This is a genomic window from Streptomyces rhizosphaerihabitans (genome assembly GCF_025399795.1).
Lineage (GTDB): Bacteria > Actinomycetota > Actinomycetes > Streptomycetales > Streptomycetaceae > Streptomyces > Streptomyces rhizosphaerihabitans.
Genome location: NZ_JAODTZ010000005.1, coordinates 136,934 through 153,780, shown reverse-complemented (window position 1 = coordinate 153,780; position 16,847 = coordinate 136,934). Strand labels below are relative to the sequence as shown.

Sequence of the window (16,847 nt, the reverse complement as noted above, 5' to 3'; positions counted from 1 at the left end):
CCCGGCGTGCATGCCCACGGCGATGTGACCGCCGGGTACGTCGCGAACCTAAGGGCGCGGCGCGGACGAGACGGGGTGAGGGGGCTGTGCCGCGGGCGCCGCGAGCGGCGGTGCAGGGGGTCGCGGATCCGGGTGTGCCGGGCGGCGGGAGGCGAACCGGGGGAGGGCCGGCGGGGCGAGGAAGCCTTCCGCGCGGGCCGCGGCGATGCCGATACGGGGAAGGTCGGCACTCTTCTCGAAGAGGAGGTAGCGGGGCTCCCAGACCGGCCGGTACTTGGCGTTGGCCCGGTAGAGGGATTCGAGTTGCCACCAGCGCGAGAGGAACGTCAGAACCGAGCACCACAGGCGCAGCACGGGTCCCGCGCCCAGCCGGGTGCCACGCTCGAAGACGGACCGGAACATCGCGAAGTTCAGGGACACCCGCTCGACGCCGATCTCCTCGGCGCGCAGCAACAGCTCGATCACCATGAACTCCATGAGCCCGTTCTCGGAGTTCCGGTCCCGGCGCATCAGGTCCAGGGAAAGCCCCCGCTCGCCCCACGGCACGAAGCTCAGTACGGCCCGCGGCTCCCCTTCGCTGTCATGGCACTCCAGCATCACGCACCGGCCGTCGGACGGGTCGCCCAGCCGGCCGAGCGCCATCGAGAAACCACGTTCGGTCTCACCGTCGCGCCACCGGTCCGCCTTGTCGGTCAGGGCGGCCATCTCGGCGTCGGGGATGTCCTCGTGCCGTCGTACGCGGACCGTGTAACCGGCGCGCCGGACGCGGTTGTGCGCCTGCCGGACGCCCCGCATGGCCCGTCCCTCCAGGGTGAAGTCGGACCGGTCGACGATGGCCTCGTCGCCGAGCTCCAGGGCGTCCAGGCCGTGCCGGGCGTAGACGGTCCCGGCCTCCTCGCTCGCACCCATCACCGCGGGCGTCCACGCGTGGCGCCGTGCCTCCCGCAGCCATGCCTCGATCGCGCCGGGCCAGGCCTCCGGGTCGCCGATCGGGTCACCGGAGGCGAGGGTCACGCCTCCGCCGACGCCGTACGCGATGGCAGCCTTGCCGCTCGGGGACCAGATGACCGCCTTGTCGCGGCGCAGTGCGAAGTAGCCGAGCGAGTCGCGCTCCCCGTGCCGGGCCAGCAGGGCTCGCAGTCGCGTCTCGTCCTCCTCGCCGAGGAGTTCCAGGCCGCGCGGGGAACGGAAGCACGCGTAGAGCACCAGCAGGAAGGTGGCGGCCACGAGGGCGTTGACCAGGATGTCGACCCAGCGTGGTGCGACGACGCTGTCGAAGCGGTCGGCGAGCGGACCGACACTGATTCCCCGCAGCAGGGTGTACGCGATCCGGTCGCTCAGCGGCGTTCCCGACACGCGGTTGGTGGCGCTGACGAGCAGGGTGCCGAGGGTGGCGCTGACGAGGAGGCCGCCCGCGCCGACGGCCAGCGCGAGCCGGGGATTCGAGCGGTCCCCGACGGCGTGGAACTCCTTGCGCCCCAGCAGGAGGGCGACGACGAAGAGGGCGGTGAGCAGCGCCGAGATCCAGTTGAAGACGTGCCGCTGGTAGCGGTCCTGGGTCAGCGCCACCGTGTAGAGCGCGAGGAGCGGCCCCGCCAGCAACAGGTTGAAGATCCACGCTGCTCGTTTGCGGCGCCGCATCACCAGCGCGAGAAACAGGGCCAGCGCCGCCGAGATCAGCCCGGCGGTGGCCAGATACGGGGTGAAGAACTCGCCCCCGTTGTGCTCGTGCACCTCTTCGCGGAACGGCAGCGAGATCACCGCGACGACGTTGAGGACGGCGAGCAGTCGCAGATACCAGACGGTGAGCGCGGCCGCTCGTGGCCGGATTCCGACGCCTGCTCGTCCGGCCCGAGCCCCCCGGCGCGAGCTGGCGTTCCGCTGTTCCGGGATGAGCGCTGACTGTTGTACGGACACCGTGGAGCATCACCTTGGGGAGAGGCCGGGAAAAAACCGGTGGGGACAGAGGCCGGAACACTACATCTTGTAGGGAAGAGTGAGGTTATGGCCAGGCAGAGTCGGCGTGAAGAGGTAAGGAGGTGTTGAGAATACGGGCCGTCGGTCCGCGTCACGCCTACCTGCTGGTCCGCTCGGTCCGTGCCGCGTCCACCCGCTTGTCCGTCTCTCCTCGGTACGCCTGCACGTCGGTCCACGTCGTCCGCCCGGGCGTGTCGGCTTCGCACTGCCAGGGGTGCGGAGCCCGGCCGTGGACGCGGCACCGTGCCGACCGGCTGCGGCACGGACCTCGCGACGGCCGAGCCGGATTCTGTCAGGGGTGAGCCGGATTTCTCAACGGCGCCCGCCCCGGATTCCTCAACGGCGGCCCGGGGCTCCCCGGTCGTGACGCGAGTTCTCGAAATGTCTGCCCGGACACGGCTCCCCGCTGTCGCCGAGCGGGCGGTCGCGGGTGGTAGCCATCCATAGGAGGTCGCCCAGTGCGGCGCCCGCAGAAACCAGGGCTGTGATCACCCCGGCCATGGTCACCGCGTCGCCGAAGTGCGGGCGTCCGTGCAGGGCGTGCAGGTCGAACCCGCACAGGTGGTACACGCCCAGTGCGGCGATCCCGAGGCTCGGCACGAGCAGTGCCAGCACGGACGCCGGCCGGCGTGCCGTGCGCCCGGCGTCACGTTCCTTCACAGGTTCCCCCTGACATGAGACGCTCACCGCCGGGACCCTACAGTACGTAGGGTCACCCTGTCCTGGTTGTGCTGCACCCGTGCTGCACCCGTGCTGCACCCGTGCTGCACCCGTGCTGCACCCGTGTTCCGCCGGGTACCCCGGGCGATGTCCGCCATGCGGGGCCGGGAAGTCCGGGCTCGCCGTGATCCGGATCACCGTTGTGCCACCGGCCGGGCACCCGGGCGGTTTCCGTACCCACCCATGACGCCAGGACCCCGGATGCGAGGATGAGGGCCCTCATGACTGCTGGGTGGTGCACTCGCACGCTGCGAGCCGCGATGTTCGCGGCCGTCTGTGTGGTGCTCGCCGCCCTCGGCCATGTGATGATGTCCGGCTCGCCGGTGGCCTGGTGGGCGCTGGCCGGCGCGGGGGCGGGTACGGCCGGAGCGGGCTGGTGCCTGGCCGGCCGTGAGCGTGGACTTCCGCTCGTCGTGTCCGTCGTGGTGCTCGCCCAGGGCGTGCTCCATACGGCGTTCTCGGTCGCTCAGTCGCTCACGCCCACCACGGATGCCGGCATGGGCCCGGGTTCCGGAACGGGGCAACCCGGCATGGAGGGCATGGCCGGTATGAGCGGCATGCCGATGGGCGGCGTAGATCACGGGTATGCCCAGGGCTTCCTGCGTATGGGTTCTGCCCACACGGCTTCCCTGGACATGGGCTCCGCGGACATGGGCTCCGCAACCATGGACTCGATGGGCGCCATGGGCATGGGGCATATCGGTTTCGGCACCCTGGCACATCTGTTCACCGGGGGACGCGAGGCGGGCTCCTCCCCTTCCTCGTTCGGCATGCTCGCTGCCCATGTGCTCGCGGCGCTGCTGTGCGGCCTCTGGCTCGCGCACGGCGAGCGGGCCGTGTTCCGCACACTGCGGGCGCTGGCCGGCCGGCTGGCAGCCCCTCTGCGGCTGCTGCTCGCGCTGCCGACGCCGCCGCACCGGCCGAGAGTCCGGGTGCGCCGAGGTTACTCGGACCGTGCTCCGCGCCGCCTCCTTCTCGTTCACGCGATCACTTCCCGGGGTCCTCCGGTGGGGACCGCTGTCGTCTGAGACAGCCGGCTCCCCGAAGCGCCTCCCGCGCTTCGGGCAACAGCCGTACCTCCTGTACGGCCGTACCCCCGCCACCGGACCCGTGCGCCCTCGCCCCGGTCCGGATCACGGATGACCCGAGAAGGACACCTGGTGATCACTCCTGCCCTGCCTGTTTCAAGCCACGGAAGCGAGAAGCGGAACGAAGGCGCCCGAGCGGTATCGGCCGACGAGTCGACGACCGCCTGGGCACTCGCCGCCCGTGCCGGTGACCCGGCGGCCGTCGAGCATTTCGTCCGGGCGCTGCACCGCGATGTCGTGCGCTATGTCGCCCACCTGTCCGCCGATCCGCAGGCCGCCGACGACCTCGCCCAGGAGACGTTCCTGCGGGCCCTCGGCAGTCTCCACCGGTTCGAGGGGCGCTCCTCGGCGCGGGCCTGGCTGCTGTCCATCGCCCGCCGCGCGGTGATCGACAGCCTGCGGCACGCCGCTGCCCGGCCACGGTCGCACGACTCCCCGGACTGGCGGACCTCCGTGGAACGCGCACAGCCGCGCGGTCTGCCCGGCTTCGACGACGGCATCGCGCTGCTCGACCTGCTGGCCGCGCTCCCCGACGATCGGCGTGAGGCGTTCGTCCTCACCCAGATGGTGGGTCTGCCCTACGCGGAGGCCGCCCTGGTCAGCGGCTGCCCCGTCGGAACGGTCCGCTCCCGTGTGGCGCGGGCCCGCGCGACCCTGATCGCGCTGCTCGCCGAAGCGGAGGCCGAGGTGCCGGCCGTGCGGGCCGCGCCGACCGCCGCCTGACCGGGCGGGTCGGGGTCCACCGATTCCGGGCGATCCCGACCCGCACGGCATCCCGGCAGGCGAGAACGCGAGGGGGGTTCGCAAGGGGCTCGAAGGGGGAAACGGTTCCGACTCCCGGCACGGGTGGCGGAGATCCGCTTCAACGACCCCCTGCGGGGCCCCACTTCGGCACGTCCGCGGTCCGACGCCTACACGGACCGGTGGTACTGCTCCGGTACATGCACCTCGGCACCGAGTTCGCGCGCCGCGAGCCGGGCGAAGGACGGGTTGCGCAGCAACTCGCGGCCCAGCAGCACCGCGTCGGCCTCCCCGTTGGCGATGATCTTCTCGGCCTGCTCGGCCTCGGTGATGAGACCGACGGCGGCGACGGCCAGCGGGGTCTCCCTCTTCACCCGCGTGGCGAACGGGACTTGATAGCCCGGTCCGACGGGAACGCGTACGCCCGATGCGTTCCCGCCCGTGGAGACATCGAGCAGATCCACGCCGTGCTCATGCAGTTCGGCGGCGAAGCGGACGGTGTCGTCCGTGCTCCAGCCCGCGTCCTCCAGCCAGTCGGTGGCCGAGATGCGGAAGAAGAGCGGCTTGTCGTCCGGCCAGATCTCCCGTACGGCGTCGACGACTTCGAGGGCGAACCGGGTGCGGTTCTCGTACGAGCCGCCGTACGCGTCGGTGCGGTGGTTGGAGTGCGGGGAGAGGAACTCGTTGACGAGGTAGCCGTGGGCGCCGTGGATCTCGACGATCTCGAAACCGGCGGCCAGGGCGCGGCGGGCCGCGTCCGCGAACTGGCCCACGATCTCCTGGACTCCGGCGACCGTCAGCTCGTCGGGCACCGGGTGACCCTCGGCGAACGGGAGCGCGCTCGGGGCGAGTGCCCGCCAGCCGTACGCGTCCGGGCCGACGGGTGCGCCGCCCTTCCAGGGGCGGTCGGTCGAGGACTTGCGCCCACCGTGCCCGAGCTGGACGGCCGGCACCGTGCCCTGCTCGGTGAGGAAGCGCGTGATGCGACGGAACGCCTCGACCTGGGTGTCGTTCCAGATGCCCAGGTCGTACGGGGAGATCCGGCCCTCGGGTGAGACGGCGGTCGCCTCGACGATGACCAGTCCCGTGCCGCCGGTGGCGCGGGCCGCGTAGTGGGCGAAGTGCCAGTCGTGCGGGGCGCCCGCCGAGGGGCCCTCGGGCGCGGCCGAGTACTGGCACATCGGGGGCATCCACACCCGGTTGGGGATGGTGACTTCGCGCAGGACGCAGGGCTCGAAGAGCGCGCTCACGGCCGACTCCATTCGTCGCGGACCGGTGTATGCCTCGTACGATAAGCATCGTAGTACGGCGAGTGTCAAACTACGACAGGTCTCGTACAATGGCGGCATCGGGTGAAGCCCCGGACGATGCCGAAGATATCCGGACGAAGACCGAGGTCCCCGGACGAAGTGGAGCCGCCGTGACGACCGCCGCCGCCAGTGGCCGTGATCTGCCGCACCCCGCGCGCGAGGAGATCCGGCTGGAGTCGGTGCTGCACGCGCTGTCCGACCCGATGCGGCTCCGGATCGTGCGAGAGCTCGCCGCCGACGGCCGTGAACTCTCCTGCTCGGACTTCGTCCTGCCGGTCACCAAGTCCACGACCACGCACCACTTCCGGGTGCTCCGTGAGAGCGGGGTCATCCGCCAGGTCTACCGCGGCACGGCGAAGCTGAACGGACTGCGCACGGACGACCTCGACGCGCTGTTCCCCGGACTCCTCGACCGTGTTCTGGAGGCCGCCACCCGACAGGCCGGGCGCCCGGTGCCGTGACAGGTCACGCCGGCCGCCGGTGACGCCCCCTGGCGGTTGGGTCGAGGGGTGGGCGCGGGCCCGTGGGACACCCGCCGGGCCGGCGAAACCACCGTACGCGGCGCGCTGTCGCCCCGCGAGGGTCCTGCCCGACGACGGCGGGCTGCAGAGACAACGGGCGGCAGAGACAGGCAAATGGGCAAAAAAAGAAGGGCAAAGGAGAATGCCCATCCCTTGCCACTCTCAACTTATAGCGCACCGGGGGGCTTGCGGCAAGGCCCCGGTCGTACCGCAGAATCACTGGCCGAGGCCAGAACCTGCGGAAATGGGAGATTCACGAAGTGCGTGTGCTTGTGTCGATCAATAGGGCGTGCGGCGACGGCGCACCGGTGGTGGGAATCGCGCCGAGGCCGCGGGTGACCGGCGGCGACGTGCGGGTGGGCGCGCAACCGGCCTTCGCGGGCGCGACCCCGGACAGGAGCTGGTGACATGAACCCCTTGACCACCAGTGCGTTCCGCCTCCCCGACCACCTTTCTCCCAAGGCCGATCCGGCGCTGATCGCCGCAGACGAGCGACACTTCGCGGCCGTCGCGGAGAGCCTCGAGCAGGCGATCGCCGAACTGTCCGACCGTCTCGACGCCGAGCGCAGGGCGCCCGGCGGCATCGGCCGCGAGGCCATGGAACGGGACATGGAGATCCACCGGCTGACCGGCCGACTGCGTGCCCTGCGCCGCTTCGGTCTTGACCTGTGCCTCGGACACATCGTCGGCGCGGACAACTCCGAGCCCCTGTACATCGGGCGCCTCGGCCTCACCGACAGTGAAGGCCGTCGGCTGCTCACCGACTGGCGCTCTCCCGCGGCCGAGCCGTTCTTCGCCGCGACCCACGCCGACCCGATGGGGCTGGTGAGCCGCCGCAGGTATCGCTGGACCCGTGGCCGGATCAGCGACTACTGGGACGAAGTGTTCACCGCCGACGGGCTGGAACGGCACGCGGCGCTCGACGACCAGTCCGCCTTCATCGCCAGCCTCGGCAGCAACCGGTCGGCCCGGATGCGGGACGTGCTCGCGACCATCCAGTCCGACCAGGACGCCATCATCCGGGCGGGATCCCGCGGCGCCCTCGTCGTCGACGGCGGTCCGGGCACGGGCAAGACGGTCGTCGCCCTGCACCGCTCCGCCTACCTCCTCTACTCAGACCCCCGCCTCGGCCACCGTCGGGGCGGCGTGCTGTTCGTCGGTCCGCACCAGCCGTATCTGGCCTACGTCGCCGATGTCCTGCCCAGCCTCGGGGAGGAGGGCGTACAGACCTGCACCCTGCGGGACCTCGTCACCGAGGGCGCCGGAGCGGCGATCGAGCCCGACCCGGAGGTGGCCCGCCTGAAGTCGTCCACGGACATGGTGCACGCGATCGAGAAGGCCGTCAGGTTCTACGAGGAGCCGCCCACCGGGGCGATGACCGTGATGACCCCCTGGGCCGAGGTCCGGCTGAGCCCCGACGACTGGGCCGAGGCGTTCGAAGCGGCGGGCCCCGGTACGCCGCACAACGAGGCGCGCGACGTGATCTGGGAGGAACTGCTCACGATCCTGCTGGACAGGCACGACGACGATGTCCCGCCCGACCTGTTCCGGCGGGCGATGATGCAGGACGAGGAGCTGACCGGGACCCTCGACCGCGCATGGCCGCTGCTCGAAGCGGCCGACCTCGTCGGAGACCTGTGGACGGTACCCGCCTACCTGCGGATGTGCGCCCCCTGGCTCGGCCCCGACGACGTACGGAAGTTGCAGCGCAAGAGCGCCCCCCAGGCCTGGACGGTGTCCGACCTGCCGCTCCTGGACGCCGCACGGCAGCGGCTCGGCGACCCGGAGACCGCCCGGCGCAAGCGCCGGCACGAGGCCGTTCTCGCCGCCCAGCGCGAGAGCATGGCGCAGGTCGTCGGCAACCTGATCGAGGCCGCGGCCGACTCCGGCGCCGACGGTGACGACGGCGAAGGCCTGGTGAGGATGCTGCGCGGCGAGGACGCCAAGGTCAGCCTGGTCGACGAGTCCGAACTGCCCACCGTCGAACCGGACCTGCTCGCCGGTCCGTTCGCGCACATCGTCGTGGACGAGGCCCAGGAACTGACCGACGCGGAGTGGCAGATGCTGCTGTTGCGCTGTCCGTCCAGGAGTTTCACCATCGTCGGGGACCGTGCCCAGGCCAGACACGGTTTCGCCGAGTCCTGGCAGGAACGGCTCGGGCGCATCGGGCTCGACCGGATCGACGTGGCCTCCCTGACCATCAACTACCGGACGCCGGAAGAGGTCATGGCCGAGGCGGAGTCCGTCATCCGCGCCGCGCTCCCGGACGCCAACGTGCCGACCTCCGTCCGCAGCGCCGGTGTCCCCGTCGTCCACGGATCCGTCGCGGATCTGGGGTCGATCCTCGACACGTGGCTCCTCACGCGTACCGAGGGCATCGCCTGCGTCATCGGCGATCCCACGTTCCGGGCGACCTCCCGGATCCGGTCGCTGACCCCGGAGTTGTCGAAGGGGCTCGAGTTCGACCTGGTCGTCCTCGTCGACCCGCAGGAGTTCGGCGAGGGAGTGGAAGGCGCGGTCGACCGCTATGTCGCGATGACCCGGGCGACCCAGCAACTCGTCATCCTCACGAGTTCCTGACGCATGATCAGTGGGTGCCGCTGTAAGGGCGGTTGCCCGCATGCCGGTCCGTCGGCTGCCCGTCCGGGCGGCCAGGCGGACCGGCCGCACGCAGGGCAGCAGCCGACGGACCGGCGGCCGATCGTCGGATCGCCCGCGGGTGCGGGTCTACGCGCCGGCCGGGGCCCCCTCGGGTTCAGTGCTGGTCTCCGCTGAACCCGCCCTGCCGGGCAGGTGGTTGAAGAGCAGATTCAGTACGATCGCCGTGAGGCACCCCGCGCTGATCCCGCTGTTCATCACGGTCTGGAACCAGTCCGGGAACTTCTCGTAGACCGTCGGCACTCCGACCGGCAGCATGCCGATCGCGACCGAAACGGCCACCACCGTCAGGTTGTCGGTGCCCCTGAAATCCACCTCGGCGAGGGTGCGCAGACCACTCGCGGCCACGGTCCCGAACATCACCAGGCCCGCGCCGCCGAGCACGGGCGCGGGGATCGCCGCGACCACGGCACCCAGCTTCGGCAGCAGACCGAGCACGACGAGAATGCCGCCCGCGACGGCGACCACCCAGCGGCTGCGCACCCGGGTCATGCCGACGAGGCCCACGTTCTGCGCGAACGCCGTGTACGGGAAGGTGTTGAAGACGCCGCCGAGGACCGTGGACAGGCCGTCCGCGCGCAATCCGTCCGCGAGGGTCCGCCGTTCGATCGGCCGGCCGGTCATCTCGCCGACCGCGATGAAGTCCCCCGTCGTCTCGGTCATCGTCACCAGGGCCACCACCAGCATCGAGACGATCGCTGACGCGTGGAACGAGGGCGCCCCGAAGTGGAACGGGGTGCTGATCCCGACCCAGTCGGCGTCCCCCACCCCGTCGAAGTCCGTGAACCCGAACGGCACCGCGACCGCGAGACCCACGGCGATGCCGATGAGGACCGCGATGCGCCCGAGGAAGGCCGGTGCGAACCGCTGTACACCCAGCACCACGGTCAGGACGAAGCCGGCGAGCGCCAGGTTCTTCGGCTCCCCGAAGTCCTTCGAACCGACGCCTCCCGCGGCCCAGTTGCCCGCCACCGGCAGCAGCGAGACGCCGATGATCAGGATGACCGTGCCCGTGACCAGCGGGGGGAAGAAGCGCAGCAGCCTTCCGAAGACCGGCGCGAGCAGGACGATCGCGAGGCCCGCGACGATCACCGACCCGTAGATCGCGGGCAGTCCGCCGCCCGTCGTGCCGATGAGCACCATGGGGGAGACGGCGGCGAAGGTGCACCCCTGCATGATCGGCAGCCGTACCCCGAAGCGCCAGAAACCCACGCACTGGATCAGCGTCGCGATCCCGCACACCAGCAGATCCGCGGTGATCAGGTACGCCAGGTCGGCGGGCGACAGCTTCATCGCGCCGCCCACGATCAGCGGAACCGCCACCGCGCCCGCGTACATCGCGAGCACGTGCTGGAGACCGAAGGCGGTCAGTTGGCGTACGGGTGGAACTTCGTCGACGGGATGCACGGGAGCGATCGTTGCCATGGGCACTCCAGAAGCTGCGGGGAGAGGGAAGGTCCGCACGACACGAGCACGCCCGGACAGCACGAGACCGTAGGGGGCTTGAACAGTTTGTTGATGTCCGCCCTGTTGCCGGTATGTGTCATGCCCACGGAACCGTCGCGGACTCGGCCACGACCCCACGCGGTCGCGGATTCCCCACGACCCCACGCGGTCGCGGACTGCGTCACGACCCCGAGCGCCGCGCCGGACGGCTGCCCCGCCAGGAATTCGCCAGGCCCCCCGTCAGGACCTCGCCGTCCGTGCCGCGGCCCACAGTGCGTCCCAGTCGGGCAGCTTGACCACGCCGCGGCCCAGCCTGGCTCCGAGTTCCGCCTCGGCCCGCTCGATCGCCTGCCACCCGGCCCATTCGACCGGCCGCACCCCCTCGGTGAGCAGCGCCGTGAGCGGATCCTCGGCGACCTCTCGTCGTACGAGCGCGGGGGCGTCCTCCAGCAGCGAGGTCACCGTCTCCTTGGCGCACGGGCGGTTGGTCCCGATGACCCCGGTGGGGCCGCGCTTGATCCAGCCCGCCACGTACTCGCCCGGCGCGACCACGCCGTCCCGCAGGACCCGTCCCGCCTGTTGCGGCACCGTGCCACGGTCGGGGTCGAACGGCAGTCCGTCCAGCGGTACTCCGCGATAGCCCACCGAGCGCAGCACCAACTGGGCCTCGATCTCCTCGAATCGACCGGTTCCCGTCACCCCGCCCGCTCCGTCCGGCACTGTCCGCTCGAAACGCACAGCGCCCACCCGCCCGCCGTCGGCGAGGAGTTCGACGGGGCGCAGGAAGAAGCGTGGGCGGATCAGACGTGGGCGGCCCAGTGGCGCGGCCGCCGCCCAGCCCCGCAGGACCTCCACGTTGCGGCGCTGTGCGGCGGGCAGCCCGGAGGGGTCGAGGTAGGACGGATCGAGCGCCAACTCCGTCTCGTCCACGCTGATCTCGGCCTGCGGCAGGGAGCCCAGCTCGCGCAGCTCCTTGGTGGTGAAGCGGGCCTGCGACGGTCCGCGCCGTCCGACCATGCTGATCTCGGTGACCTCGCTCGCGGCCAGCGCGCTGAGCGCCGCCTGCGGCATGTCGGTGGGGCTCAGCTCGGGCGCGCCGCGGGCCAGGATCCGGGTCACGTCGACGGCGACGTTTCCGATGCCGATGACCACGGCCGAGCGGGCGCCGGCCACGAAGCCGTCGGCCACGGAGTCGGGGTGCGCGCTGTACCAGGACACGAACTCGGTCGCCGACCAACTGCCGGGCAGGTCCTCGCCGGGTACGCCGAGATGCCGGTCGGTGGCGGCGCCGACGCAGTACACGACCGCGTGGTACAGCTCCAGCAGCCGCGCCACCGGCACTCCGCCGGGTCCCACCTGGACGCCCCCGAGGAAGCGCACCCGTTCGTCCTCCAGGACTGTCCGCAGGTTGTTCTGGAGGGACTTGATCTTCTCGTGGTCGGGTGCCACGCCGTAGCGCACCAGGCCGTACGGGCAGGGCAACCGGTCCAGGACGTCGACCCGGACGTCGGGCGGCCCGCTCCGCTGGACAAGACCCTGTGCGCTGTAGACCCCACTGGGCCCCGAGCCGATGACGGCGACACGCAGCACTGCGGAACTCCTTACCCGAGGGATCAGGGAGATCGCTGACAGGACATCGCTGGTGCTTCCAGGATCGCACCAGTGGTGCTCCGCTGACAGGGTGCGGTGCGTGTTGGCTGCGCGCGTGTCTGTTCGTATGGAGTGTGATGATGCGGTTACGTTCCGCATGTGCCAGACGCATCGTTTCTTGATCTGTCCGACCGCTGCCGCGCGGACGGCGACGTGTCCGTGTGGCCCGCCTGGGAAGTGCGGGAGTCCGGGACAACGATCACGTCCTGGTTCAACGTCCGGCTGGCATTCACGGACGGCGCCCGGGTCGACCTGCTCGCCGTGCTGTCGGAGGCGGCCCTGTCGATCGAGGACGTCCGGGCCGAGCCGCCCCTCTCGCTGGACGACCTCGCGGTGGTCGCCGAATGGATCGAGGAACCGCTGGTCGAGGCGTGCGGGAGCCGCCTCGGCGCCGGTCGCGACCAGGACCGTGAAGGTCGGGCGCGGCGCGCCCGGCCCGCCTGGCCGCGTGGTGTCGAGGGCCGTCAGCTGGTCGCGGAGGCGTACCGGGCAGCTCAGGAGGAGGGTGTGGATCCGGTGCTCGCCGTCATGGGCGCCACCGGCCACAGCCGTCGCGAGTCCCTGAGGCTGATCGCCGGGGCGCGCGACGCCGGGTTCCTGACACCGCGCCACGCCCGCCGTTGACCATGACGGAGTGCTCGTGCCCCGTGGCACGAGTTCAACGTCCAGGCGCGGCCCGGCTACTTGGGCCGGCCGTCCTCCGGCTCGGGGCCGGTCGCGAAGAAGCGGGACAGGTCGGTCTCGCGGGTGCCGCCGGACGCCTCGGTGTCCGGGGGCACCCCCATCTCCCAGTCCAGCCGGTAGCGCTTGAAGAGTTCGGCCCGCAACACCGGAGTCTTCATCGGTACCCCCGGCACCAGTGCCGCGTACACCGCGCCCATGAGCAGGGCGCGCAGCATCGGGTAGTCGGCGTTGACCTGCTGCGATCCGTACCGTTCGACGGTGTCGCCGAGCAGTTCCGAGAGCCGCACCTGCTCGGGACACTGGACGAAGCCTTCGGCCTGCAGCAGTCCGGCCATGTGCTGCCGCATCAGTACCGGCTGATCCTGGGTGAGGCCGAGGATCGCGTCGATGGCCCGCGCCATCCGCTCCCGGCCGTCCTCGCTGCGTGGCTCGCGTTCGAGTGCTTCCTCCAGCGTGCGGTGCATCAGCCGGTGCACCGCGGACTGCAGGAGCTGCCGTTTGCCGGGGAAGTAGTACGACACCAGTCCGCGCGCCGATCCAGCGCGATCCGCGATGTCCCCGAGCGTCGTGGCGTCGTAACCGCGCTCGCTCACCAGCTCCACCGCGGCCTGCAACAACCGTTCCCGGGAACGCCGCCGCAACTCTTCATTGACCGAGGCGCTTCGCGGGGACATGCTGTAACTCCTGCGTTGACTGGCTGTCAGCCAACTATACTCAACGCGTCCGGACCCAGCCCCTTCGCGGGTCGGTTCCGGGCTGCCGCCGACCTGGGGCGACGCGGGGGATCGCCTCAGGTCGGACGCGCGGCAGCCGGCGCCGGGGGAGCGTCGTTCGACCGGTGGCCGTCCTCGGGCTGCGTGTTACTTCTGGGTCGACCGGATGTTCGTACGTTGTCCGTGTGCGCCGGGGCGCCAGAGGGGATCGCCCAGGGCCGGGCGTATGGATACGAAGGTGCGCGGATCCGAGGGCGTGCGGATCCGAGGACGTACTGATTCAAGGGCGTATGGATTCAAGGACGTACGGATCAGTGGTCCTGCGGATCGGCGCACGGTCGCCCGGGACCGTTTCCCATCGCTCGCAGACGTCCCGAGTCCTCCTTAGAGTGGCCTGGAGCCCAGAGGAGGCATACGGACATGGAGCAGGAGCAGATCCTGGCCAGGATCACATCGATGGTGGACGACGAGCGGCGGCTGCGCGAGGCGCTGGCGGCCGGGCAGATCGACGGCGCCACGGAGCACGCGCGACTCGGGCAACTGGAGCGCGAACTCGACCAGTGCTGGGACCTGCTGCGACAGCGGCGCGCGAAGTCCGAGTTCGGCGAGAACCCGGACGACGCACAGGTGCGTCCGTCCTCGCAGGTCGAGGGCTACCAGGGTTGACGTCCGCGGTCCCGGCGGTCAGTCCGCCAGGTCCAGTACCGGCCGCAGTCCGTCCGGGCGGTCCGCCACCGGCAGATGGTCCACGAAGTGCACCGCGCAGCCCAGGGCAGCCGCACCACCGTCCGCCCTTCGGTCGTCGCCGACCATCAGGGTGTCTTCCGGGGGGACGCCGAGTTCGGCGCAGGCGATCGTGAAGAGCCGCGGATCCGGTTTCTGGATCCCGTGTTCGTACGACAGGACGTACGTTCCGACATACGGGTCCAGACCGTGCTCGCGGAAGACCGGCCGCGGGTCCCAGCCGATATTGCTGACCACGCCGACAGCGAGACCTCTCCCGCGCAGCGCGCCGAGCACCTCGGCGGCGTCGGGATAGGGCTTCCAGGCGGCGGGTGTCATATGGCGGTCGTAGAGCGCGTCGTGGAGACCTGGATCGGGCAGCGACACCTGCCGCGAGAGACCGGTGAACGCGGCCCTGTGCTGCTCGGCACTCCGGTCGCGGGCCTCCCACACGTCGGCGAGACGCGCCGGCACCGGCAGCACCGGCCGGGCACCGCCCGCGAGCGCGCCCACCTCCTCCAGGGCCTGTGCCTTCTCGGCCAACTCCGGTTCCGGGAGCGTGTGACCGGTCTCCGCGAGTACTGCGCGCAGCCATGATTCCGTTGCCTCCACGCGGAAGAGGGTCCCGGAAAAGTCGAAGAGCACACCTTTGACGGTCATGAGGGGAATCCTTCGTGGCGCACCCTCACCGGTCAAGGCGATCTTGCCCGTCCGCTCCGTCCCCGGAGAAACCGACCGTGGTACGGCACCGACGACCCACCGAAGCGCGGGTGCCCCGGCTCCGGCGAAGCCGCACGGATGCCCCGGCACAGACGAACGGGCCGGTGGCTCCGCACCATTGGTGGCTTGCCCCGGGCTAGCCCAGCGCCCGCAACCCCGGTACGAACGCCACGAGGACCGGTACCACGGGTACCAGCGCGGCCGCCGCCGTCAGCCGCAGCCGGTGGGCGGCCGTGAGCCGGTCCCGGGGAGTGAGGAGTCGGTCGACGCGCTGCGGGACGTGCGCGCCCGGGGTCGGGCAGGGTCCGAACACGCCCCGGTCCTCGTTGAGTTCGACCAGCGCGAGAGCGATCGTGAGCCGGCCGAAGCGACGTGACGCCACGTCGTCGGCGGCGAGTTCGACCAGCCGGTGCATCTCGTCGCGGAACGCGGCGAACACGGGTACCTGCGGAAACCCGTTGGCCAGCGCGGCCGAACAGTGCAGCAACCAGTCGTGCCGGGCCCGCGCATGCCCCTGCTCATGAGCGAGTACGGCATCCAATCGGCGCCCCTTGAGACGGCGCAACGCGGCGGTGGTGATGACCAGTCGGGGAGCGGCTCCGGGCAGCCACCAGGCGTCGGGGCGCTCCCCCTCCAGGACGACGAGACGATCGGCTCCGGGCTCCTCGCCGGGCAACAGCGGTGCGCGCACCAGGAGTTCGGACCTGCTCTGCCGACGGCGCAGCCGCGCCCGCACGATCTCGCGCGCCAGCATCGCCGCGGTCCAGGCGCCACCGCACGCGAGTACCACGGCCGTGGTGGCGGCCCACGGGCTCCCCGCACTCGGCGTGTAGGCGTCCACGACCGATGCCGGTGCGCCGTCGAATACATGGCCGCGGACGGCCACCCAGGCGGCGGACGCGCTGAGCGTCATCGACAGGGCGCAGCACAGCAGGACGGCCGCCACCACGCATTGCCACACCCACAGGGCGACCACCGGCTCCCGGTCCGGCCAGTCCGCCCGTGCGAGCAGTCCTGGAGCGACCACGGAGGCCAGGGCGCCGAGCAGCAACAGTGCCGCGGGGACCATCATGGCCCGAAGCCTATGAGCGGGGCTCGCCGCTGGATACGGGCAACGACCCCAAGTGACGTACACCACGGTTTCGCGGCGCGCCCGAGGTTCCTTTCCCGGCGCTCCCGGCTTCGGCGCCCGACCGGGTTTCCCGGGCGCGGCATCGACGCCCGTACGTCAGAGCGTGACCAGCATCGCCAGCATCGCGATTCCCATCGACAGGCGGCAGGCCTGGGAGAGTTCGGGGCGGTCGCCCCAGCCGACGGTGCGTGGGGTCGCTCCCGACGCGACGGCCAGGGGCAGGAGGCGGATGCCCGAGCGGAGTACGTAGCCGGCGAAGTAGAGCAGGAGCACTCCGGTGATGACCGGGACGCCTGCGCCGCCGTGGACGTGGTGGGACGGGGAGGCGGTCATCACCGCCGCCATGTAGACCATCGCGGAGGTGCCCATCAGATGGTGCAGATGGTGCGGGCCGCTGCCGGCCGTCCCGAGCGCGCGCAGCGCGGTGACGCCGAAAACGACCGCGCAGGCGATCCAGGCCCAGCGCGGCGGGGTCACCACGGCCGCCGGTACGGCCATCGCGGCCATGCCGAACCCCATGAGCGCCTCGCCGCCCGCGGTGCGGCGCTGTTCCTCGACCGGGCTGCGCATCCGCAGCAGGCAGTAGGCCCCGGTCGCCGCGCACAGCGCGACGAGCAGCCAGCCGGGTGAAGCCGGTCCGTGCACCGCGTACCTCCCCGCTCGACGATGTCGGACACGCGATGCGGGACACGCGATGCCGGGCAGATGGTGCCGGGCAGCGGTGCCGGACATCGGACAGTCGGTCAGGACATGCCCCGGGTGGC

General features: G+C 71.2%; 15 protein-coding genes. 6 read left to right on the top strand and 9 right to left on the bottom strand.

The features are described from left to right. Positions 1-48 precede the first annotated feature (48 nt). The gene (locus tag N4G66_RS07120; RefSeq protein WP_391858767.1) at positions 49-1,917 is read right to left on the bottom strand and encodes a phosphatidylglycerol lysyltransferase domain-containing protein; all 1,869 of its coding nucleotides are present in this window, start codon (positions 1,915-1,917) and stop codon (positions 49-51) included. Between the two features lie 396 nt (positions 1,918-2,313). Next, entirely contained in the window at positions 2,314-2,637 is a 324-nt protein-coding gene (locus tag N4G66_RS07115; protein ID WP_261703103.1) for a hypothetical protein, read from the bottom strand. Between the two features lie 281 nt (positions 2,638-2,918). Here N4G66_RS07115 and N4G66_RS07110 point away from each other — a divergent pair, with 281 nt between their 5' ends. Both N4G66_RS07110 and N4G66_RS07105 read left to right on the top strand, forming a co-directional pair. Further along, the gene (locus tag N4G66_RS07110; RefSeq protein WP_261703102.1) at positions 2,919-3,725 is read left to right on the top strand and encodes a hypothetical protein; all 807 of its coding nucleotides are present in this window, start codon (positions 2,919-2,921) and stop codon (positions 3,723-3,725) included. Positions 3,726-3,857: 132 nt separating this feature from the next. After that, positions 3,858-4,508, top strand: a complete 651-nt coding sequence (locus N4G66_RS07105) for a sigma-70 family RNA polymerase sigma factor (protein WP_261703101.1) — start codon at positions 3,858-3,860, stop codon at positions 4,506-4,508. A 188-nt stretch (positions 4,509-4,696) separates the two neighbouring features. Here N4G66_RS07105 and N4G66_RS07100 read toward each other — a convergent pair whose 3' ends face one another. Further along, positions 4,697-5,776, bottom strand: coding sequence for an NADH:flavin oxidoreductase/NADH oxidase (locus N4G66_RS07100; protein ID WP_261703100.1), 1,080 nt, complete (start codon positions 5,774-5,776; stop codon positions 4,697-4,699). Positions 5,777-5,946: 170 nt separating this feature from the next. Here N4G66_RS07100 and N4G66_RS07095 point away from each other — a divergent pair, with 170 nt between their 5' ends. Both N4G66_RS07095 and helR read left to right on the top strand, forming a co-directional pair. Then, a complete protein-coding gene (locus N4G66_RS07095) occupies positions 5,947-6,297 on the top strand; it encodes an ArsR/SmtB family transcription factor (RefSeq protein WP_261703099.1) in 351 nt (116 codons plus the stop codon). Between the two features lie 468 nt (positions 6,298-6,765). After that, positions 6,766-8,937, top strand: a complete 2,172-nt coding sequence (gene helR / locus N4G66_RS07090; RefSeq protein WP_261703098.1) for an RNA polymerase recycling motor ATPase HelR — start codon at positions 6,766-6,768, stop codon at positions 8,935-8,937. Positions 8,938-9,084: 147 nt separating this feature from the next. On the opposite strand, the gene N4G66_RS07085 is transcribed toward helR, so the two are convergent. Together N4G66_RS07085 and N4G66_RS07080 are read right to left on the bottom strand one after the other, a co-directional pair. Continuing rightward, a complete protein-coding gene (locus N4G66_RS07085) occupies positions 9,085-10,440 on the bottom strand; it encodes a nucleobase:cation symporter-2 family protein (RefSeq protein WP_261703097.1) in 1,356 nt (451 codons plus the stop codon). Between the two features lie 261 nt (positions 10,441-10,701). Next, the gene (locus N4G66_RS07080) at positions 10,702-12,051 is read right to left on the bottom strand and encodes an FAD-dependent oxidoreductase (protein ID WP_261703096.1); all 1,350 of its coding nucleotides are present in this window, start codon (positions 12,049-12,051) and stop codon (positions 10,702-10,704) included. Between the two features lie 213 nt (positions 12,052-12,264). On the opposite strand from N4G66_RS07080, the gene N4G66_RS07075 reads away from it, so the two are divergent. Next, positions 12,265-12,735, top strand: coding sequence for a DUF6214 family protein (locus N4G66_RS07075; protein WP_261703206.1), 471 nt, complete (start codon positions 12,265-12,267; stop codon positions 12,733-12,735). A 56-nt stretch (positions 12,736-12,791) separates the two neighbouring features. Here N4G66_RS07075 and N4G66_RS07070 read toward each other — a convergent pair whose 3' ends face one another. Beyond that, on the bottom strand, positions 12,792-13,469 hold the full coding sequence (locus N4G66_RS07070; RefSeq protein WP_261703095.1) for a TetR/AcrR family transcriptional regulator: 678 nt from the start codon (positions 13,467-13,469) through the stop codon (positions 12,792-12,794). Positions 13,470-13,928: 459 nt separating this feature from the next. Between N4G66_RS07070 and N4G66_RS07065 the strand changes: the two genes are divergently transcribed. After that, positions 13,929-14,174, top strand: coding sequence for a DUF2630 family protein (locus N4G66_RS07065; RefSeq protein WP_261703094.1), 246 nt, complete (start codon positions 13,929-13,931; stop codon positions 14,172-14,174). 18 nt (positions 14,175-14,192) lie between these two features. Here N4G66_RS07065 and N4G66_RS07060 read toward each other — a convergent pair whose 3' ends face one another. The 3 genes from N4G66_RS07060 to N4G66_RS07050 all read right to left on the bottom strand — a co-directional run bounded on the left by N4G66_RS07060 (position 14,193) and on the right by N4G66_RS07050 (position 16,728). Continuing rightward, positions 14,193-14,891 carry an HAD family hydrolase gene (locus N4G66_RS07060; protein WP_261703093.1) on the bottom strand — a complete coding sequence of 233 codons (699 nt, stop codon included), beginning with the start codon at positions 14,889-14,891 and terminating at the stop codon, positions 14,193-14,195. A 196-nt stretch (positions 14,892-15,087) separates the two neighbouring features. Continuing rightward, positions 15,088-16,023, bottom strand: a complete 936-nt coding sequence (locus N4G66_RS07055) for a M56 family metallopeptidase (RefSeq protein ID WP_261703092.1) — start codon at positions 16,021-16,023, stop codon at positions 15,088-15,090. 156 nt (positions 16,024-16,179) lie between these two features. Next, the gene (locus N4G66_RS07050) at positions 16,180-16,728 is read right to left on the bottom strand and encodes a DUF5134 domain-containing protein (RefSeq protein WP_261703091.1); all 549 of its coding nucleotides are present in this window, start codon (positions 16,726-16,728) and stop codon (positions 16,180-16,182) included. Positions 16,729-16,847: the final 119 nt, after the last annotated feature.

Coding starts and splice junctions, on each gene's coding strand:
- N4G66_RS07055 (WP_261703092.1), bottom strand. CDS start 16,023: ATGATGGTCCCCGCGGCACTGTTGCTGCTCGGCGCCCTGGCCTCCGTG.
- N4G66_RS07060 (WP_261703093.1), bottom strand. CDS start 14,891: ATGACCGTCAAAGGTGTGCTCTTCGACTTTTCCGGGACCCTCTTCCGC.
- N4G66_RS07085 (WP_261703097.1), bottom strand. CDS start 10,440: ATGGCAACGATCGCTCCCGTGCATCCCGTCGACGAAGTTCCACCCGTA.
- N4G66_RS07065 (WP_261703094.1), top strand. CDS start 13,929: ATGGAGCAGGAGCAGATCCTGGCCAGGATCACATCGATGGTGGACGAC.
- N4G66_RS07110 (WP_261703102.1), top strand. CDS start 2,919: ATGACTGCTGGGTGGTGCACTCGCACGCTGCGAGCCGCGATGTTCGCG.
- N4G66_RS07070 (WP_261703095.1), bottom strand. CDS start 13,469: ATGTCCCCGCGAAGCGCCTCGGTCAATGAAGAGTTGCGGCGGCGTTCC.
- helR (WP_261703098.1), top strand. CDS start 6,766: ATGAACCCCTTGACCACCAGTGCGTTCCGCCTCCCCGACCACCTTTCT.